Genomic DNA, 15127 nt, shown 5'->3' on the forward strand with positions numbered 1-15127 from the left:
GGTCGGGTGGCGGCAGGCCGTCGCCATGGGTGAGGCGGGCGTATTCGGAATCCTCGATCCCGTCGCTGGCCAGGATCACGGTGGTCGGCATCCCGCCACAGCCCATCGCCCGGACCGAATTGTCGAGGAACGCGAGGATGTTGGTTTTCTGCTGCGAACGCCATCGGCCGGACGCGACCAACCGCGGGGTGCCCGCGATCAGCCGTTCGACCTCGGCCGCGACCTGCTCGGGGCGGGCCCGGACCGAGATCACTGTGTCATAGGCAAAGCTGTTGGATTCGGGATCATAGCTGCCGAAGGTGCGGATATGGACTTCCGAGGCCATGCCCAGCCGGCCGACGATGCCGGCAATGCGCTGGGCGACGCGCGCCGCGAAGGCGGGATTGTCGATCAAGGGATTGGATTTCGACAAATCGAGCCCGATGACGATTCGCTCGGGATGCAGCGTGTTCTGGTCATAGGCCGAAGCCGCCCGCGAGGCTTCCACCGCCATCGCCCCGCCCGCCACCAGCGCCACCGCCGTGACGATGCCCAGAACCAACCCCCGCATGATCGCCCCCAGTGTCATGGTGCACTCCCGTTCAGCGCCGGGAGACGGGCCAAACTGTAATCGAGGACGCCGGCACGCGATAGCGGCCCATAACGGTCTTCCTTAAGGTCAGGCCCGCGCTGCGGAGGCGTCGAGCAGGTGGAGCAGAGCGAAATCGGAGCGCCGCTGCTTGTAGTCCTTGGCGATGTGATAGTTGCGGATGTTGTTCTCCAAGGTCTGCATGTAGAGCGCCGCAACCGTCGTCACGATGAAGAACACGACGCTGGCAAACGCCAGCCAGAACCATTTGTCGGCATGGGCGAGCGAGGTATCCGACAGTTTCGGCAATCCGAGCGAAACGCCGTCATTGTGGGTCTGCGCTGCCACCGGGGTTGTCGTCATCGACGCCTTTTGCACGCCGGCATCGGCGGCGAACAGCTGCTGGATCGAGTCGTTATTGTTTTGCGGCTGGGCGACCTGCTCGCGCGCGGTGGCGGTGCCGCCTTCCATGTTGTTGTAGGCGACGAGATAGCCGAGCCCCGAAATCATCAGAATCGCCAGCACGAACGAAGCAGCGATCATGGTGTTGCGGCCGTAGGCGCCGGTGATCTTGAGCATGAAGTGAACGATCAGGACCGCGAACACGACCTGCAGCGACTTGAACACCACCGACGCCTGCAGCGCCGGCGGCACCACCATGAACTCGTTGGCGAGCGCCCGCGTCCACACTTCGCGGATGATGTGATAGTCGACGAACATCGAGCTCAGCACGACGACGAGCGACAGCAGTGCCGCCGCCATATAAAGCGGCTTGTAATGCGCCACCTGGCGGCTCTTCTCCATGTTGCGGGCGATGATCGCCTCGTCGGCATCGGGAATGCCGTCTCCATCCGCATCTTCTTCGGCGGCCTCGGCTTTTTTCTTCTTGTCGCGCGACAGTTCCAAAGTCTGATTGTAGCCGGCGACTTTTTCGCCTTTGTTGCGCCAGTCGGGCCCCCAACTCGGCTTATCCACAGGGGTTTTGAGACGCTCGATGAGCTGAGCCCGGAGCCGGTCGCGGGCCGCCGGCGTCAGCGCCCCCATGTCGGCAAGCTTTTGGGCTTCGGCGTCGAATTCTTCCGGACTGAGCCCGTGCAACAGATCGCGTGAAAGGGATTTCCGACTTTTCGGCTGGGCGGCAGTTCTGGCCATGGCATTCCCCCATTGCTACACTTTGTTGAGTACGCTGGGTCGGGTACGCTGGCGCGAGAAATAAGCCTCGTTGACAGAGTTAACTGCTTGTTTGAGGCCGGATTGTTCGCGCTCTGAGACGTATTTGGGGCAAACGTGGCGGCAACCCGCCACAATTGAAGGGTGAGAGACGACGATGCGCAGTCTGCCGGCTTGGTTCCTCGTGGCCGCCACCGCCGCCGGTGCCGCGCCCAAGGACGACATCATTGCCGCCGACCGGGCCTTCGCCGCTGTCAGTGTTGCCCACGGCGCCCACGCCGCGTTCCTCGCGTATGTCACCGACGATGTGCGCCTGTTCCAGGGCAATCATCCGCCGCTGCTCGGCAGGCCGGCGGTCGCCGCATTTTTTGCCGCCGAAGAAGCCGCCGATCCGACCTATCCCTCGCAGCGTCTGGAATGGGTGCCAACCGATGCGGACGCTTCCGCCGACGGCAGTCTCGGCTGGACGCGCGGCAGCTGGGTATTCACCGCGCCCAAGCCGGATGGCACCAGCCTCCGTCTGACGGGCTATTATGTCACCGCGTGGCGACGGCAGAGCGATGGTAGCTACAAAGTCTGCCTCGATATCGGCGGCGCCGACAAGACCAAGTGAAGGGCATGATGGATCATCCGCTCGACCGACTGTTTGCGACCATTGCCGCCCGCCGGGGCGCCGATCCGAAACAATCCTATACCGCCAAACTCCTTGCCGACGGGGTCGAGCGCTGCGCCAAGAAATTCGGCGAAGAGGCGGTGGAAACCGTGCTCGCCGCGGCCGGCGGCAACCCGTCGGCGCTGGTCGCCGAATCCGCCGATGCGCTGTACCATCTGTTGGTGCTGTGGGCCGCGTGCGGCGTCGAACCCGAACAGGTTTGGCAAACGCTCGCCGCCCGCGAAGGCCAGTCGGGCTTGGAAGAGAAGGCATCTAGAATCAAATAAATGCGCATACTGATCACCCGTCCGCAGGAGGATGCGGCCCGCCTCGCCGAACTGTTGCAGGTCCACGGCCATCAGCCGCTTTGCGCCGCGCTGCTGTCGGTGCGCTTCTTCGAAGGGCCCGAACCGAAATTCGAAGGCATCAGCGCCATCGTCGCCACTAGCGCCAACGGCATCCGCGCCTTTGCCTGCCGCACCGCGCGGCGCGATTTGCGGATTTTCGCGGTCGGCCCGCAAACCGCCGATGCCGCCGCCAAGGCCGGGTTCAAGCAGGTCGAATGCGCCGACGGCGATGCCTCCACGCTGGCCGAAAAAGTGCTCGAGTGGGTCAAGCCGGAAGCGGGCGTGCTGCTCCACGCCGCCAGCGCCGACAATGAAGGCCAGCTGAAAACGCTGCTCGCCGAAGAGGGCTACACCGTCGACGTGATGGTGCTCTACGAGGTGGTGGCGATCCACAAATTGCCCGATGTCGCGCGCGAGGCGCTGCTGCACCACAGCCTTGATGCCACCGTGGTGTTCTCGCCGCGCTCGGCGATGGCGCTGCGCGATTGCGTCATCCGCGCCGGACTGAGCGAGGCCTGCCGCGCCATCGCCGCGGTGTGCATCAGTTCGGCCACCGCCGCCGCCCTCGAACCGCTCGTCTTCCGCCAAGTGCTGGTGGCGGACCGTCCCAACCAGCACGCCATGCTCGAAGCGGTGGAACGCGCCGCGACCTGACGCCTTTCACCCGGGGGGCTTTATGCGCAAGTGGATCGCCGTCATGTCCGCCGTGCTCGCGGTGGCCGTCGCGGGGCTATGGTGGCTGGGGCGGGCACCGGTCGTGCCGCGGGCCGTGCTGGAAAAGCAATACGCGACGGCACCGTCGCAATTTCTGACCCTGGCCGACGGGGCGCGCGTTCATATTCGCGACCGCGGCCGGCGCGACGCCCCGGCGGTGATCCTGCTGCACGGCTTCGCCGGTTCGCTGTTCGTATGGGAAAAGTGGTCGCTGGCACTCGTGCAGCATTATCGCGTCGTGACCATCGATCTGCCCGGCAACGGCCTCACCGGACCGGTGCCTTCGGGCGATTATTCGCAAGCCGCACTCGCCGCGACGGTCGGTGCGGTCGCCGACCAGCTCGGACTCAAACGGTTTGCGCTGGCCGGCAATTCGCTTGGCGGCGCGGTGGCGGCGCGACTGGCCGAGACCATGCCCGATCGCGTCACCGCCGTGGTCCTGATCGATGCAGCCGGCGTGCGGACCGAAACGCGGCCGCGGCTGCATCTGATCTATTACGCCGCCCATGTGCCGCTGGTCAGTCGGCTGATGCTGCGCCGTGTCGTCGACGGACATTATCCGTTCCGGGCCATGGATGGCATGGACGAGGCGATGACGGCGCACTTCCGCCTTAAGGACGATCCTTTCGTCTGGGACCATGTCGGAGCGATCAAGGCGCCGGTCCTGATCTTATGGGGCGCAAACGATCGGCTGATTCCGCTTGCCGCCGCGCACGCCTGGCAAAAGGCCATTCCGGGATCGCATTTGATCGTTTATCCCGGCGCCGGCCATGTCGCGATGCTCGATGCGCCCGAGGCCTCGCTTGCCGACGCGCGGAGCTTCCTCGACGCCCATGTTGCCGCACAAAAGTAAAACGACCAGAAAACGGGCACGGTTTGTAAGGTCTGCTGCATTCCCGGGCGGCAGGCGCCCACCGTTTCGGCAGCGTGCTGCTTGACGAACCATGTCATCGGGCGGTCAAATTCGGCTATGTCATCGGCCCTGTCGCTTCCTGATCCTGTGTTGCTGCCGCAAGCCGGCCAGCCGCCGTTTGCCGCCTATCGTCTGGGCGCTGCCTATGACGAAATGTTCACTGCCGACGGCTCGGTCCGGCCGCAATACGCCGCGCTGGCCGACAGCCTGACCAGTCTGCCGCCGGCCGAACTGATGCGCCGCCAGCAGGCCTGCGAAACCAGTTTCCTGCATCAGGGCATCACCTTCACCGTCTATTCCGACAAGCAGGCGACCGAGCGCATTTTCCCCACCGACCTCTTCCCGCGCATCGTCACCGCGCCCGAATGGGACAAGATCGAAGCCGGGCTGAAACAGCGCATCGCCGCGCTCAATCTCTTCCTCAAGGACATCTATACCGACGGGCGCGTGTTGAAGGACGGGCTGGTGCCGCGCTCGATGATCTACGGCTCCAAGCATTATCGTCGCGAAATGCGTGGCCTGCCGGTGCCGCACGATGCCTACGTCAATGTCTGCGGCTCCGACCTGGTGCGCAACGAAAAGGGCGAATACGTCGTCCTGGAAGACAACTTACGGGTTCCTTCCGGCGTCTCCTACATGCTGGCCAATCGCGACGTGGTGCGGCGGGCTTTTCCCGATCTCTTCCGCGGCCAGGGTGTCCGCCCGGTCGATCACTATCCGCGTGAACTTCTGGCGACGCTCCGGGCGCTGACGCCGGTGCGCGAGGACGTTTCCATCGCGGTGCTGACGCCGGGCGTTTTCAATTCGGCCTATTTCGAGCATGCCTTCCTCGCCCGCCAAATGGGCGTCGAGTTGGTGGAAGGGCGCGACCTGCTGGTCAACGACAACGTCGTCTATGCCCGCACCACCTCAGGCCTCAAACGCATCGACGTGATCTACCGGCGCATCGATGACGATTTCGTCGATCCGTTGATCTTCCGTGAGGATTCGGCGCTGGGGGTGTCGGGCCTATTCAACGCCTATCGCGCCGGCAATGTCATGATCGCCAATGCGCTGGGGACCGGCGTCGCCGACGACAAGGCGGTCTATGCCTATGTGCCCCGCCTGATCCGCTACTATCTCTCGGAAGAACCGATCCTCGGCAATGTCGAGACCTTCCTCTGCCGCGAGCCGAAGGCCCTGTCGCATGTGCTCGCCAATCTCGACAAACTGGTCGTCAAGGCGGTTGGCGAATCCGGCGGCTACGGCATGCTGGTCGGCATGCATGCGAGCAAAGCTGAGCGCAACGCCTTTGCCGACAAAGTGAAGGCCGATCCCGAAAACTATATCGCCCAGCCGACCATCCAGCTCTCCACCGCGCCGACCTTTGTCGATGGCGAGGTCGAGCCGCGTCACGTCGATCTCAGGCCGTTCATTCTCCACGCCGACAAGACCGTGATCGTGCCCGGCGCCTTGACCCGCGTCGCGCTCAGGCGCGGCAGCCTGGTGGTCAATTCCAGCCAGGGCGGCGGCTCAAAAGACACCTGGGTGCTGAGCCAATGAGGACTGTCGCTTTCCGCGGCTCGCGCGCCCTCGTCATGCTGAGGTGCTTTGCGCCGCACGCTGCTGGCGAATATCAAAGTCGCTCGAGGGCGCAAAGCCGCGAAGCACGCACGCCGTTCGAGCACGTCGTCACCACCGCGCGTCGCCCTTCGCGGCCCGGCGCCCCCAAAGAGCGAGCCTCCTCGAGACCATCACGTCGGCGCCGTGCACCTCAGGGTGACGCATACATTTTGCTGCGAAGGCCGACACCATGCTGAGCCGGGTCGCCGACAGCCTTTATTGGATGAGCCGCTATCTCGAGCGCGCCGAGCACATTGCGCGTCTGCTCGCCGTCAAGCTTGAGGCTACCGCCGAACAGTCGCCGGAAGACGCGGAAGCGGCGTGGGGGCGTGTTTTGGCGGCGGTGTCCGAAGAGCACGAGCCGGTCGCCGATGCCGATGCGCTCGCCATCACCCAGCACATCGCCTTCGACCGGGCGAACGGCACTTCGCTGGTGTCGTCGCTGAGTTTCGCCCGCGACAATGCCCGTCAGGTGCGCGAGCAGCTCACCGTGGAAGTGTGGGAAAACCTCAACCGGCTCTATCTCAAGCTGCGCGATCTGTCGGCGAGCGCGAGCCCGTCGGTGCTGTTCCGCGACATCCTGCAGGATCTGCACGCGCTCGGCGGCGTCACCTATTCGACCTTGAGCCACGGCGAGGGCTGGTACTTCCTCGAACTCGGCAAGCACATCGAGCGCGCCCAGCTGATCTGCCGGCTGCTGGATCTGCACTTCGGTGCAGCCCGCGCCGCCATCGCCTCGGACCCGAATTATTTCGACTGGCTGGTGCTGCTCAAATACTGCTCGGCGTTCGAGCCCTACTGCAAGGTCTACACCGCCACCATCCAGCCCGAGAAGATCGCCGAGTTCCTGCTGTTCAATGCCGAGTTTCCGCATTCGGTGCGGTTTTCGGTCGACCGCGTCGGCGAGGCGCTGATCCATGTCGCGCCGGGCGCGCCGCCAGGCCGTCGCGCTGACGTGGAACGCCTCGCCGGACGGCTCAAGGCGTCGGCCGATTTCACCCAGATCGAAGAACTGATGAGCGGTTCGATCGACCGTTTCCTCGGCGACATCGCCAGACAGTGCGAGAAAATTCACGACGCGGTCTATGCCGCCTATATCGCTTACGGCGCGGAGACGGTACTCTGATGTTCTATTCCATCCGCCACATCACCCGCTTCCGCTATTCGTCGCCGGTGCGCGAGAGCATCATGGAAATCCGCATGCAGCCGCGCTCGGAAGGGCCGCAGATGCTGCGCTCGTTCCAGATCACCACCAATCCGCGCAGCCAGCTCTATGCCTACACCGATCATTTCGGCAACGCGGTCTATCATTTCAACGTCCTTAAGGAGCATGGCGAGCTCAGGATCGACGCCCAGGCGGTGATCGAGATCGCGCGGATGCCGCCGTTGCCGCCGGCGCTCGATACCTTGGAGTGGGAGCGCTTCAATGCCTACAACCTGACCCACGACCATTTCGATCTGTTGGAGCCGTCGCGCTTTGCCATTCCGACGCCGGCGCTGACGGCCTTCATGGCGGACAAAGGGCTCACCAAACCGGCGGGAGATCCGCTGTCGGCGCTGATCACCCTCAACAGCACCATCAACGCGGCGTTCGAATACGAATCCGGCGTCACCCAGGCCGATTCGCCGATCGATCATGCGCTCAGCGAAAACCGCGGCGTCTGCCAGGACTTCGCTCACATCATGATCACGATTTCGCGGCTATGGGGCATCCCGGCGCGCTATGTCTCGGGCTATCTCTATCACCGCCCCAAGGCACAGGATCGTTCCGGCCCCGACGCTACCCACGCCTGGATCGAATGCTATCTGCCGAGTCTCGGCTGGGTCGGTTTCGATCCGACCAACAATGTTCTCGCCGACGAACGCCATATCCGTGCCGCGGTCGGCCGCGATTATGCCGACGTGCCGCCGACACGCGGCACCTTCAAGGGCCAGGCCGAAAGCGAGCTTGCCATCGCGGTCTCAGTCGAGCCGACCCAGGCGCCGGTACGCCACGAGGATTTTTTGCGCGTCGCCCGTCCGATGGCGACGCCGCAGCCGACCCCGTCCATGCCGCAGCACCTGTATCACCAGCAGCAACAGCAACAGCAGCAGTGATCAGCCTCTGAGGCGGGCGAGTTCCTCGGCCAATTGCGGCATCAGCGCATCCCAGGCGCCGAACGACGGCGGACAGAAACAGCGCGTCTTGCGATACCAAGGATAGGCGTCGCTGCCGAGTTGCGGCCAGGCGCGTCCGCCCGCGAGCAGGAACCAGGTTTCGGTGCCGACCGCACCGGCGATGGCGGCCGAGGCGGTCGGAGCGGCGATCATCATATCGAGCGCGGCCGAGGCGGCGGCGGCCCCTTCGAGATCGTCCTTGAGATCGAGCCCGTCCAGCACTTCGATCTTGACCCCGCTCAGCTCTTCGGCGCGCTTCAGTTCGTCGGCGCAATCGCCGTATTGCATGTTGATGAAGCGCACGCCCGGCGTCCTCAGCAGCGGTCCCCAGCTGTCGAGCGGCGAAAAATACTTGGCGCGCTTGACGTCGATGAACATCGAGCGCCAGCAGATGCCGACCTTCAACCCCGGACCGGCAAGGCGATCGCGGAACTCTTCCACCCGCGCCGGATCGGGTTTCAGGAACGGCTCGTGGCGGAAATCGGCGAGGCTTTTGCGCAGCCAGCCGAGCGGGCTCGCCATCCAGGCATAATAATCGGGCTGGCGGCCGGTGGTCGCGAACGGCACGAAGCGCAAATGCTTGTCGCCGTCCTTGTCGACGAAGGTTCGGTCCTCGTAAGGCCCGACCTCGGCCTCGGGCCAGGAGCGCTCGAACAGGCTGACCAGCCGCGGATCGACTGCGATCTGCAATTTCCCGTTCGGCCCGACCAGGCGCTGCACGTCCGACAGGTATTCGGCGAACATGATCTCGTCGCCCAAACCCTGTTCGGCGACGATCAGCACGCGCTTGCCGTCCACCGCCTCGCCGCTCCAGTAGGGCGCGTCGATCATGTGATGGACGTAGGCGCGAAATTGTTCGTCGCGGCGGCATTCATGGGCGCGGAAGCCTTCCTCAAGCTGGCCGAGGCCGATCAGGCAAAGGCTGCGCGAATGATGGGTCTCGCGGATTTCAGCCGGATCGACCACCAGTTCGAGCGCCTTGTCGTAGACATCCTTGGCGTCGTCGAGGCGACCAAGGTGCTGATAGGCATAGCCGAGATTGTGATAGAAGCGCGAGAACGACGGATTGAGCCGGATGGCTTCCTGATAGAAGACGAGGCTCTCCTCGGCGCGGCCGGCCTCGGCGAGCACGGTGGCCAGCGAATTCCACAGGATGGCCTCAGTCGGCATCCGCATCAGAGCGGTGCGCAAGGTCTCGATGGCGCCGTCGCGGTTGCCCATCTCGCTCTGTACGGTGCCGAGATTGTTGTAGCCGAGCGGGGAATCGGGATTGGCGATGGTGTAGAGCCGGAACATCTCGGCGGCGCCGTCGCGGAACTTGAGGTTCCAGGCGAGCAGGCCGAGATTGATGAGAAGCTCGGGATCGTGGGGATCGAGTTGGAAGGCGCGCTCGTAGGTGACGAGGGCCTTATGCATGTGGCCCATGCGCTCGAGATACATGGCAAGCAGATGGAAGGCCTTGGGATTGGTGTCGTCGACCTCGGTGGCGCGCATCGCGGCGCGGCCGGCGGCGGCAATGTCGCCATTGCGCCAGGCGCGGGCGGCACGGCGCACATAGCGGTCGGACTTGCCGCGTGTGACCTCGGCGTTCAGCTCTTCCGACAGGGCCTCGAGCTTGGCGAGCGCCTCGAGCTTGGCGTCGATCCCGGACAGACGGGCTATGCCGGGGGCGGGTGCAACGTTGGCCATCCGCGAAAGGTCTCAGGAATTCCAGGCAAATAAGAGCCGCATTTTACTTAAGCGGTGGTGAACGCGGTTGCTCGAGTTCGAACAGAAATTCTTAACCCTGGCCAACCTAATATCGCCAGCACCTGCCAAGGGAGTCATGGATGCCTCTGAAGCTTTCCCTCAAACCGGGCGAAAAATTCGTCATCAACGGCGCCGTTATCACCAACGGTGAAAAGCGCGCCACCCTGATCGTGCAGAACAAGGCATGCCTTTTGCGTGAGAAAGACATCATGCAGCCGGACGATGCGACCACGCCCGCAAGGCGGATCTATCTTCCGATCATGATGCTGTACCTGGATCCGGACGGAAGCGACCAATACTACGATGATTTTGCCCTGCGCATGACCGAGTTCATGGGCGCGATCAAAAATCGCGAAGCCCTGGCCATGTGCGTCGAGATCAGCCGGGATGTAATGAGCGGTTCCTACTACCGGGCTCTTATGCAATGCAGGAAATTGTTCGACTTCGAACGGGAGCGGCTGAGTTATGACCCTCAAAGCGTATCAAAACACGCAGCAAATTACTGAGAATCCACGCGAAACCGAGTACCGGCTGTTCGGCCAGGTAACCGGCGCCCTGATCACCGCCCAGCGCGAAAAGCGCACCGGTGGTCCGCTTTGCGAAGCCATCGACTGGAATCGCAAGATGTGGCGTCTGTTGGCGGCCGATTGCCTCGACGACCACAACAAGTTGCCTGACGGCTTGCGAGCCAACATCGTCTCGCTTTCGCTGTTCGTTACCCGCTATTCCAAGGACGTGATGCGCAACAACGCGCCGATCGATCCCTTGATCGAGATCAATCGCTCGATAATGCAGGGGCTGCAGGGCGCGGCCTGACATCGCGACATGCTCGCGCGTTTTGATGGGGCCGGAGGCAACTCCGGCCTCTTCTTTTTTGCCCATCGGCAAGAATTTACCATTGCGCCGCTGCGGCCCGTCACCGGTTTTCCCAGTAAAATGAGGATTTGGCGCATTTTCCGCGCTGGCACGGCGGTTGCGAAGGGGAGGCGGGGCGGAAAGCCTCATGGAAAAACCGCCGTCCCAACGACGGAAGTGGAGAACACACTATGCTGAGCGTCAACACCAACACCGGCGCAATGACTGCGCTGCAGTACCTTACCAAGACTCAAGGCGAGATGTCGCAGACTCAGTCGGCGATCAGCACGGGCCTGAAAGTCGCTTCCGCCAAGGATGATGGCGCCACCTACGCCATTGCCCAGAACATGCGTGGCTCCGTTGCGGCCTACCAGGCCGTGTCGGACAGCCTCAATCGCGGCATTTCCACGGTCGACGTGGCGATGAGCGCGGGTCAGTCGATTTCCGATTTGTTGATCCAGATGAAGGCGAAGGCTCTTTCGGCCTCCGACAAATCGATCGACACGGCGTCGCGTGCAGCCTTGAACAACGACTTCACCGCGCTGCGCGACCAGATCCAGTCGATCGTCGATAACGCCTCGTTCAACGGCTACAACCTGATCAAGTCCGGCGCTACCGATATCACCGCGCTGGCGTCCACCGACGGCGCCAAAAAGATCACGGTCGCCGCCCAGGATCTGTCGCTTAGCGGCACCAACATGACCGGCATCGGCTCCACCGGCAACATCTCGACCCAGGCTTCGGCGTCGACGATGGTGGGATCGGTCCAGACGGCCCTGACCAACGTCAACAAGGTGCTGGCCACGCTGTCGGCCGGCGCCAAGAAGTATTCGATCCAGCTCGATTTCACCTCGAAGCTGTCCGATACGCTGACCAGCGGCATCGGCAATTTGGTGGACGCGAACATGGCCGAGGAAAGCGCGAAACTCACCGCCTTGCAGACCAAGCAGCAGCTTGGCGTGCAGGCGTTGTCGATCGCCAATTCTTCGCCGCAGACGATCCTGTCGCTGTTCCAGTAAAAACATCCATGGGGCAAGGGAAACGCGGCGCGGGGCGCAAGTCCCGCGCCGTTCCTTTTGTGCCCGCCGTGGCGCGTGCCGCTCCACTTTCGCATCGGCAAGATATGCCCGACCCCGGCAAAATCTGCCGGCCCGCGGCAAGAAGTGCCCGGCAATCACGGCCGCGCTCAGCGACCAGGGTTCGCGAGTTTGTAGGCAATGCGGCCAAAAACGCGGTTACCATGTGCTTAAGCACTCACCGGCACGGCGCTTGCGAGAAGGTCCTGCGGGGCAAAAGGCCCCTCTGAGCAAAATGCTCGTGTGAAAAACGCCAGAACGGAGGCAAGTACAATGACTCTTAGCGTCAACACCAACAATGGTGCGATGACCGCCCTGCAGTATCTCTCGCAGACGCAGGCGAACATGTCCCAAACCCAAACGGCCATCAGCACCGGCTATAAAGTCGCGTCTGCAAAGGACGACGGCGCCACTTACGCCATCGCCCAGAACATGCGCGGCACCGTGGCCGCTTACGGCGCCGTTTCCGACAGCTTGAACCGCGGCATTTCCGCCGTGGACGTTGGGATGTCGGCCGGTCAGTCGGTCTCCGACCTGCTGATCCAGATGAAGGCGAAGGCCCTTTCGGCCTCCGACAAGTCGATCGACACGGCGTCGCGCGCGGCACTGAACAACGACTTCACCGCTCTGCGCGATCAGATCCAGACGATCGTCGACAACGCTTCGTTCAACGGTTTCAACCTGATCAAGTCCGGCGCTTCCGACATCACCGCGCTGGCTTCGAACGATGGTTCGAAGAAGATCACGGTTCAGGCCGCGAGCTTGGCGCTCGGCGGTTCGAACGTGACCGTCGGCTCTGCCGGCAACATCTCGACGCAGGCTGCTGCCTCGACGATGGTGTCGACTGTCCAAACCTCGCTGACCAACGTCAACAAGGTGCTGGCGACGTTCTCGGCTGGTGCGAAGAAGTATTCGATCCAGCTCGGGTTCGTGCAGAAGCTGTCCGATACGCTGACCAGCGGCATCGGCAATCTCGTCGACGCCAACATGGCCGAAGAAAGCGCCAAGCTCACCTCGCTGCAGACCAAGCAGCAGCTGGGCGTCCAGGCTCTGTCGATCGCCAATTCGTCGCCGCAGATCGTGCTGTCGCTGTTCCAGTAAGCCATCATAGGGCGGTGGGCGCTTGGCGTCCGCCGCCTTCCTACCGTCGAATGGAGGCAAATGTCTCCTTCCCCGGGGCGTGGGTTTGGGGTTCAAAAGAAAGGCGGCCGGGAAGTCCACCCGGCCGCCGTTTCTTTGTGACGGACGCGAAAAAGCGTCAGAGATGCAGGACGCGGCGCAGCGTTTCGCCCACCCGCATCACGTCGCTCAGCACCATCGCGGCGTAGAACGGCAGGCTGAGGCAGCGCGCGTAATAGCGCTCGGCGCCGGGCAGATCACCGTGGCCGTAACGTTCGGCGTAATAGCGTTGGCGATGCACCGGATAGTAATGCACCTGGCTGCCGATGCCTTCCTCGGCCAGATGCGCCATCACGTCGGACCGCGTCAGGCCGCAGGCCTTGAAGTCGATCAGTACCGGATAGAGGTGCAGCGTTGGCAGGCAATCGGTGTGCGCGATCGGTTTCAACGCCGGCGCTAAGGGTGCGAGCACGGAATCATAGGCTGCCGCCAAGGCCCGTCGCCGGGCGCCGAAACGCGTCAGTTTGGCCAGCTGGGTGAGGCCGAGCGCACACTGGATGTCGGTGGCGCGCCAGTTGAATCCGGGCTCGATCAGCTCGTAATACCAGGGATTGGCATGGCCGGACGCGGCAAAGCCGTCGACGGCATTGGCGAACTCGCTGGGGTTGCGCGTCATGCCATGATTGCGGTGACGGGCAAGCGCGCCGGCAAGCTCGGCATTGTTGGTGGTGACTGCGCCGCCTTCGCCCATGGTCACGGTCTTGACCGGATGGAACGAGAACACCGTCATGTCGGAGAGCGCGTTTTCGCCGACCATCTTTTCGGCGCCGCCGAGACGATAGCCGGTGCCGAGGGCATGGCAGCCATCGTCGACGATCTTCATGCCGTGGCGGCGGGCGATTTCGTGGATCGCCTCCACCGCGCCGACCTGGCCGTTGAGATGGACGTTGAACACCGCATCGGCGTGACCGCAGCGCGCCAGCGCCTTCTCCAGATCCTCGGCCCGCATCAGCCCCGAATCGGGATCGACGTCGGCGAACACGATCTCGGCGCCAGCGAGATGCGGCGCGCTGGCGGTAGCCAGAAACGTGATCGACGGCACCACGACTTTCGTGCCCGGCCCGATCCCCAGCGCCTTGGCGGCGATATAGAGCGCGGCGGTACCGTTGGAACAGACGACGGCATGTTCGGCGCGCACGGCGCCTGCCAGCGCGGCTTCGAATTTGCCGACCAGGGGGCCGGTGGTGAGATAGTCGCTTTTCAGCGCCGCCGTCACCGCGGCGATATCGTCATCCTCGATGACCTGCCGGCCATAAGGCAGGAACGGCAGCGCCGCGGGTTTGGGCGCCGGCGCACTCATGTGTAGGCCTGGGCGAGCAACTGCTGCAGCCCGCGCGCATCGAGCTGTTCGGGATTGTTGTCGCTCGAATAGGCGAAGCCTTCCGCCACCGGCTTGGCACCGCGATTGATATAGGCCTCGCGCAAGGCGGCGGCGAAGCTTGCCAGAATCACGAAGCGATCCGTCATTTCCAGTGTGCAATGGGCATCGTCGGCCGGGATCATGGTCTCGTGCAGCTTCTCGCCGGGACGGATACCGACGATTTTTTGCGACAATTGCGGGCCCAAGAGCGTCGCCAGCCCGGTGATGGTGGTGGAGGGAATTTTGGGCACGAAGATTTCGCCGCCCTTCGACATCTCCATCGACGACAGCACCAGATTCACCCCTTGCGTCAAGGTGATCCAGAAGCGGGTCATGCGCGCATCGGTGATCGGCAGTTCCTGGGCGCCTGATTCGGCAAGCTGCTTGAAGAAGGGCACCACTGAACCGCGCGAGCCGAACACGTTGCCATAGCGCACTACGGCGAAGCGGGTGCCGTCGGCGCCGGCGAGATTGTTGGCGGCGACGAAAATCTTGTCGGAGGCGAGCTTCGACGCGCCGTAGAGATTGACCGGATTGGCAGCCTTGTCGGTGGAAAGCGCGATCACTTTCTTCACGTTGCGGCGCAGCGCGGCATAAACGACGTTCTCGGCGCCGAGCACGTTGGTGCGGATGCATTCGAACGGATTGTATTCGGCCGCCGGCACCTGCTTCAGCGCCGCCGCGTGCACGACGTAATCGACGTTCGACATGGCGAGGTCGAGCCGGTCGCGGTCACGCACGTCGCCGATGAAGAAGCGCATGCAGGGATACTGCTCCGCCGGGAA

Annotated in this window: 16 protein-coding genes; 11 read left to right on the forward strand and 5 right to left on the reverse strand. The window is 63.4% G+C overall.

All coding sequences use genetic code 11. The features are described from left to right. Window positions 1–550, reverse strand: a 550-nt coding sequence (locus AC1P6P_RS02500; protein ID WP_481400855.1) for a hypothetical protein, incomplete at its 3' end; no start/stop codon positions are given. Between the two features lie 108 nt (window positions 551–658). Next, complete coding sequence (locus tag AC1P6P_RS02505) at window positions 659–1720, reverse strand: hypothetical protein (RefSeq protein WP_481400856.1); 1062 nt, start codon at window positions 1718–1720, stop codon at window positions 659–661. Between the two features lie 175 nt (window positions 1721–1895). Here AC1P6P_RS02505 and AC1P6P_RS02510 point away from each other — a divergent pair, with 175 nt between their 5' ends. From AC1P6P_RS02510 to AC1P6P_RS02540, 7 genes are all read left to right on the forward strand, one after another. Continuing rightward, entirely contained in the window at window positions 1896–2351 is a 456-nt protein-coding gene (locus AC1P6P_RS02510; RefSeq protein ID WP_481400857.1) for a YybH family protein, read from the forward strand. A 5-nt stretch (window positions 2352–2356) separates the two neighbouring features. Continuing rightward, window positions 2357–2677: a phosphoribosyl-ATP diphosphatase gene (locus AC1P6P_RS02515; RefSeq protein ID WP_481400858.1), complete on the forward strand. Its 321-nt coding sequence runs from the start codon at window positions 2357–2359 to the stop codon at window positions 2675–2677. After that, window positions 2678–3391, forward strand: coding sequence for a uroporphyrinogen-III synthase (locus tag AC1P6P_RS02520; protein ID WP_481400859.1), 714 nt, complete (start codon window positions 2678–2680; stop codon window positions 3389–3391). 22 nt (window positions 3392–3413) lie between these two features. Next, window positions 3414–4304, forward strand: coding sequence for an alpha/beta fold hydrolase (locus AC1P6P_RS02525; RefSeq protein WP_481400860.1), 891 nt, complete (start codon window positions 3414–3416; stop codon window positions 4302–4304). A 117-nt stretch (window positions 4305–4421) separates the two neighbouring features. After that, window positions 4422–5906, forward strand: a complete 1485-nt coding sequence (locus tag AC1P6P_RS02530) for a circularly permuted type 2 ATP-grasp protein (protein ID WP_481400861.1) — start codon at window positions 4422–4424, stop codon at window positions 5904–5906. Between the two features lie 250 nt (window positions 5907–6156). Then, entirely contained in the window at window positions 6157–7092 is a 936-nt protein-coding gene (locus tag AC1P6P_RS02535; protein WP_481400862.1) for an alpha-E domain-containing protein, read from the forward strand. Continuing rightward, window positions 7092–8063, forward strand: a complete 972-nt coding sequence (locus AC1P6P_RS02540; RefSeq protein WP_481400863.1) for a transglutaminase family protein — start codon at window positions 7092–7094, stop codon at window positions 8061–8063. Before AC1P6P_RS02535 ends, AC1P6P_RS02540 begins: the two co-directional genes overlap by 1 nt. On the opposite strand, the gene AC1P6P_RS02545 is transcribed toward AC1P6P_RS02540, so the two are convergent. Then, a complete protein-coding gene (locus tag AC1P6P_RS02545) occupies window positions 8064–9812 on the reverse strand; it encodes a tetratricopeptide repeat protein (protein WP_481400864.1) in 1749 nt (582 codons plus the stop codon). It abuts the gene before it with no gap. 140 nt (window positions 9813–9952) lie between these two features. Here AC1P6P_RS02545 and flbT point away from each other — a divergent pair, with 140 nt between their 5' ends. From flbT to AC1P6P_RS02565, 4 genes are all read left to right on the forward strand, one after another. Beyond that, window positions 9953–10378 carry a flagellar biosynthesis repressor FlbT gene (gene flbT / locus AC1P6P_RS02550; RefSeq protein WP_481400865.1) on the forward strand — a complete coding sequence of 142 codons (426 nt, stop codon included), beginning with the start codon at window positions 9953–9955 and terminating at the stop codon, window positions 10376–10378. Next, a complete protein-coding gene (gene flaF / locus AC1P6P_RS02555) occupies window positions 10338–10688 on the forward strand; it encodes a flagellar biosynthesis regulator FlaF (RefSeq protein WP_481400866.1) in 351 nt (116 codons plus the stop codon). The genes flbT and flaF overlap by 41 nt, the downstream gene beginning before the upstream one ends. Before the next feature lie 230 nt (window positions 10689–10918). Beyond that, window positions 10919–11746 carry a flagellin gene (locus tag AC1P6P_RS02560; protein ID WP_481400867.1) on the forward strand — a complete coding sequence of 276 codons (828 nt, stop codon included), beginning with the start codon at window positions 10919–10921 and terminating at the stop codon, window positions 11744–11746. Window positions 11747–12076: 330 nt separating this feature from the next. Continuing rightward, entirely contained in the window at window positions 12077–12904 is an 828-nt protein-coding gene (locus tag AC1P6P_RS02565) for a flagellin (RefSeq protein ID WP_481400868.1), read from the forward strand. A 157-nt stretch (window positions 12905–13061) separates the two neighbouring features. Here AC1P6P_RS02565 and pseC read toward each other — a convergent pair whose 3' ends face one another. Together pseC and pseB are read right to left on the reverse strand one after the other, a co-directional pair. Further along, window positions 13062–14282 carry a UDP-4-amino-4,6-dideoxy-N-acetyl-beta-L-altrosamine transaminase gene (gene pseC, locus AC1P6P_RS02570; protein WP_481400869.1) on the reverse strand — a complete coding sequence of 407 codons (1221 nt, stop codon included), beginning with the start codon at window positions 14280–14282 and terminating at the stop codon, window positions 13062–13064. Beyond that, a partial coding sequence (gene pseB, locus AC1P6P_RS02575) for a UDP-N-acetylglucosamine 4,6-dehydratase (inverting) (protein WP_481400870.1) occupies window positions 14279–15127 on the reverse strand: 849 nt, incomplete at its 5' end. The genes pseB and pseC, both read right to left, overlap by 4 nt.

The sequence above is a fragment of the Rhizomicrobium sp. genome, assembly GCF_056722145.1.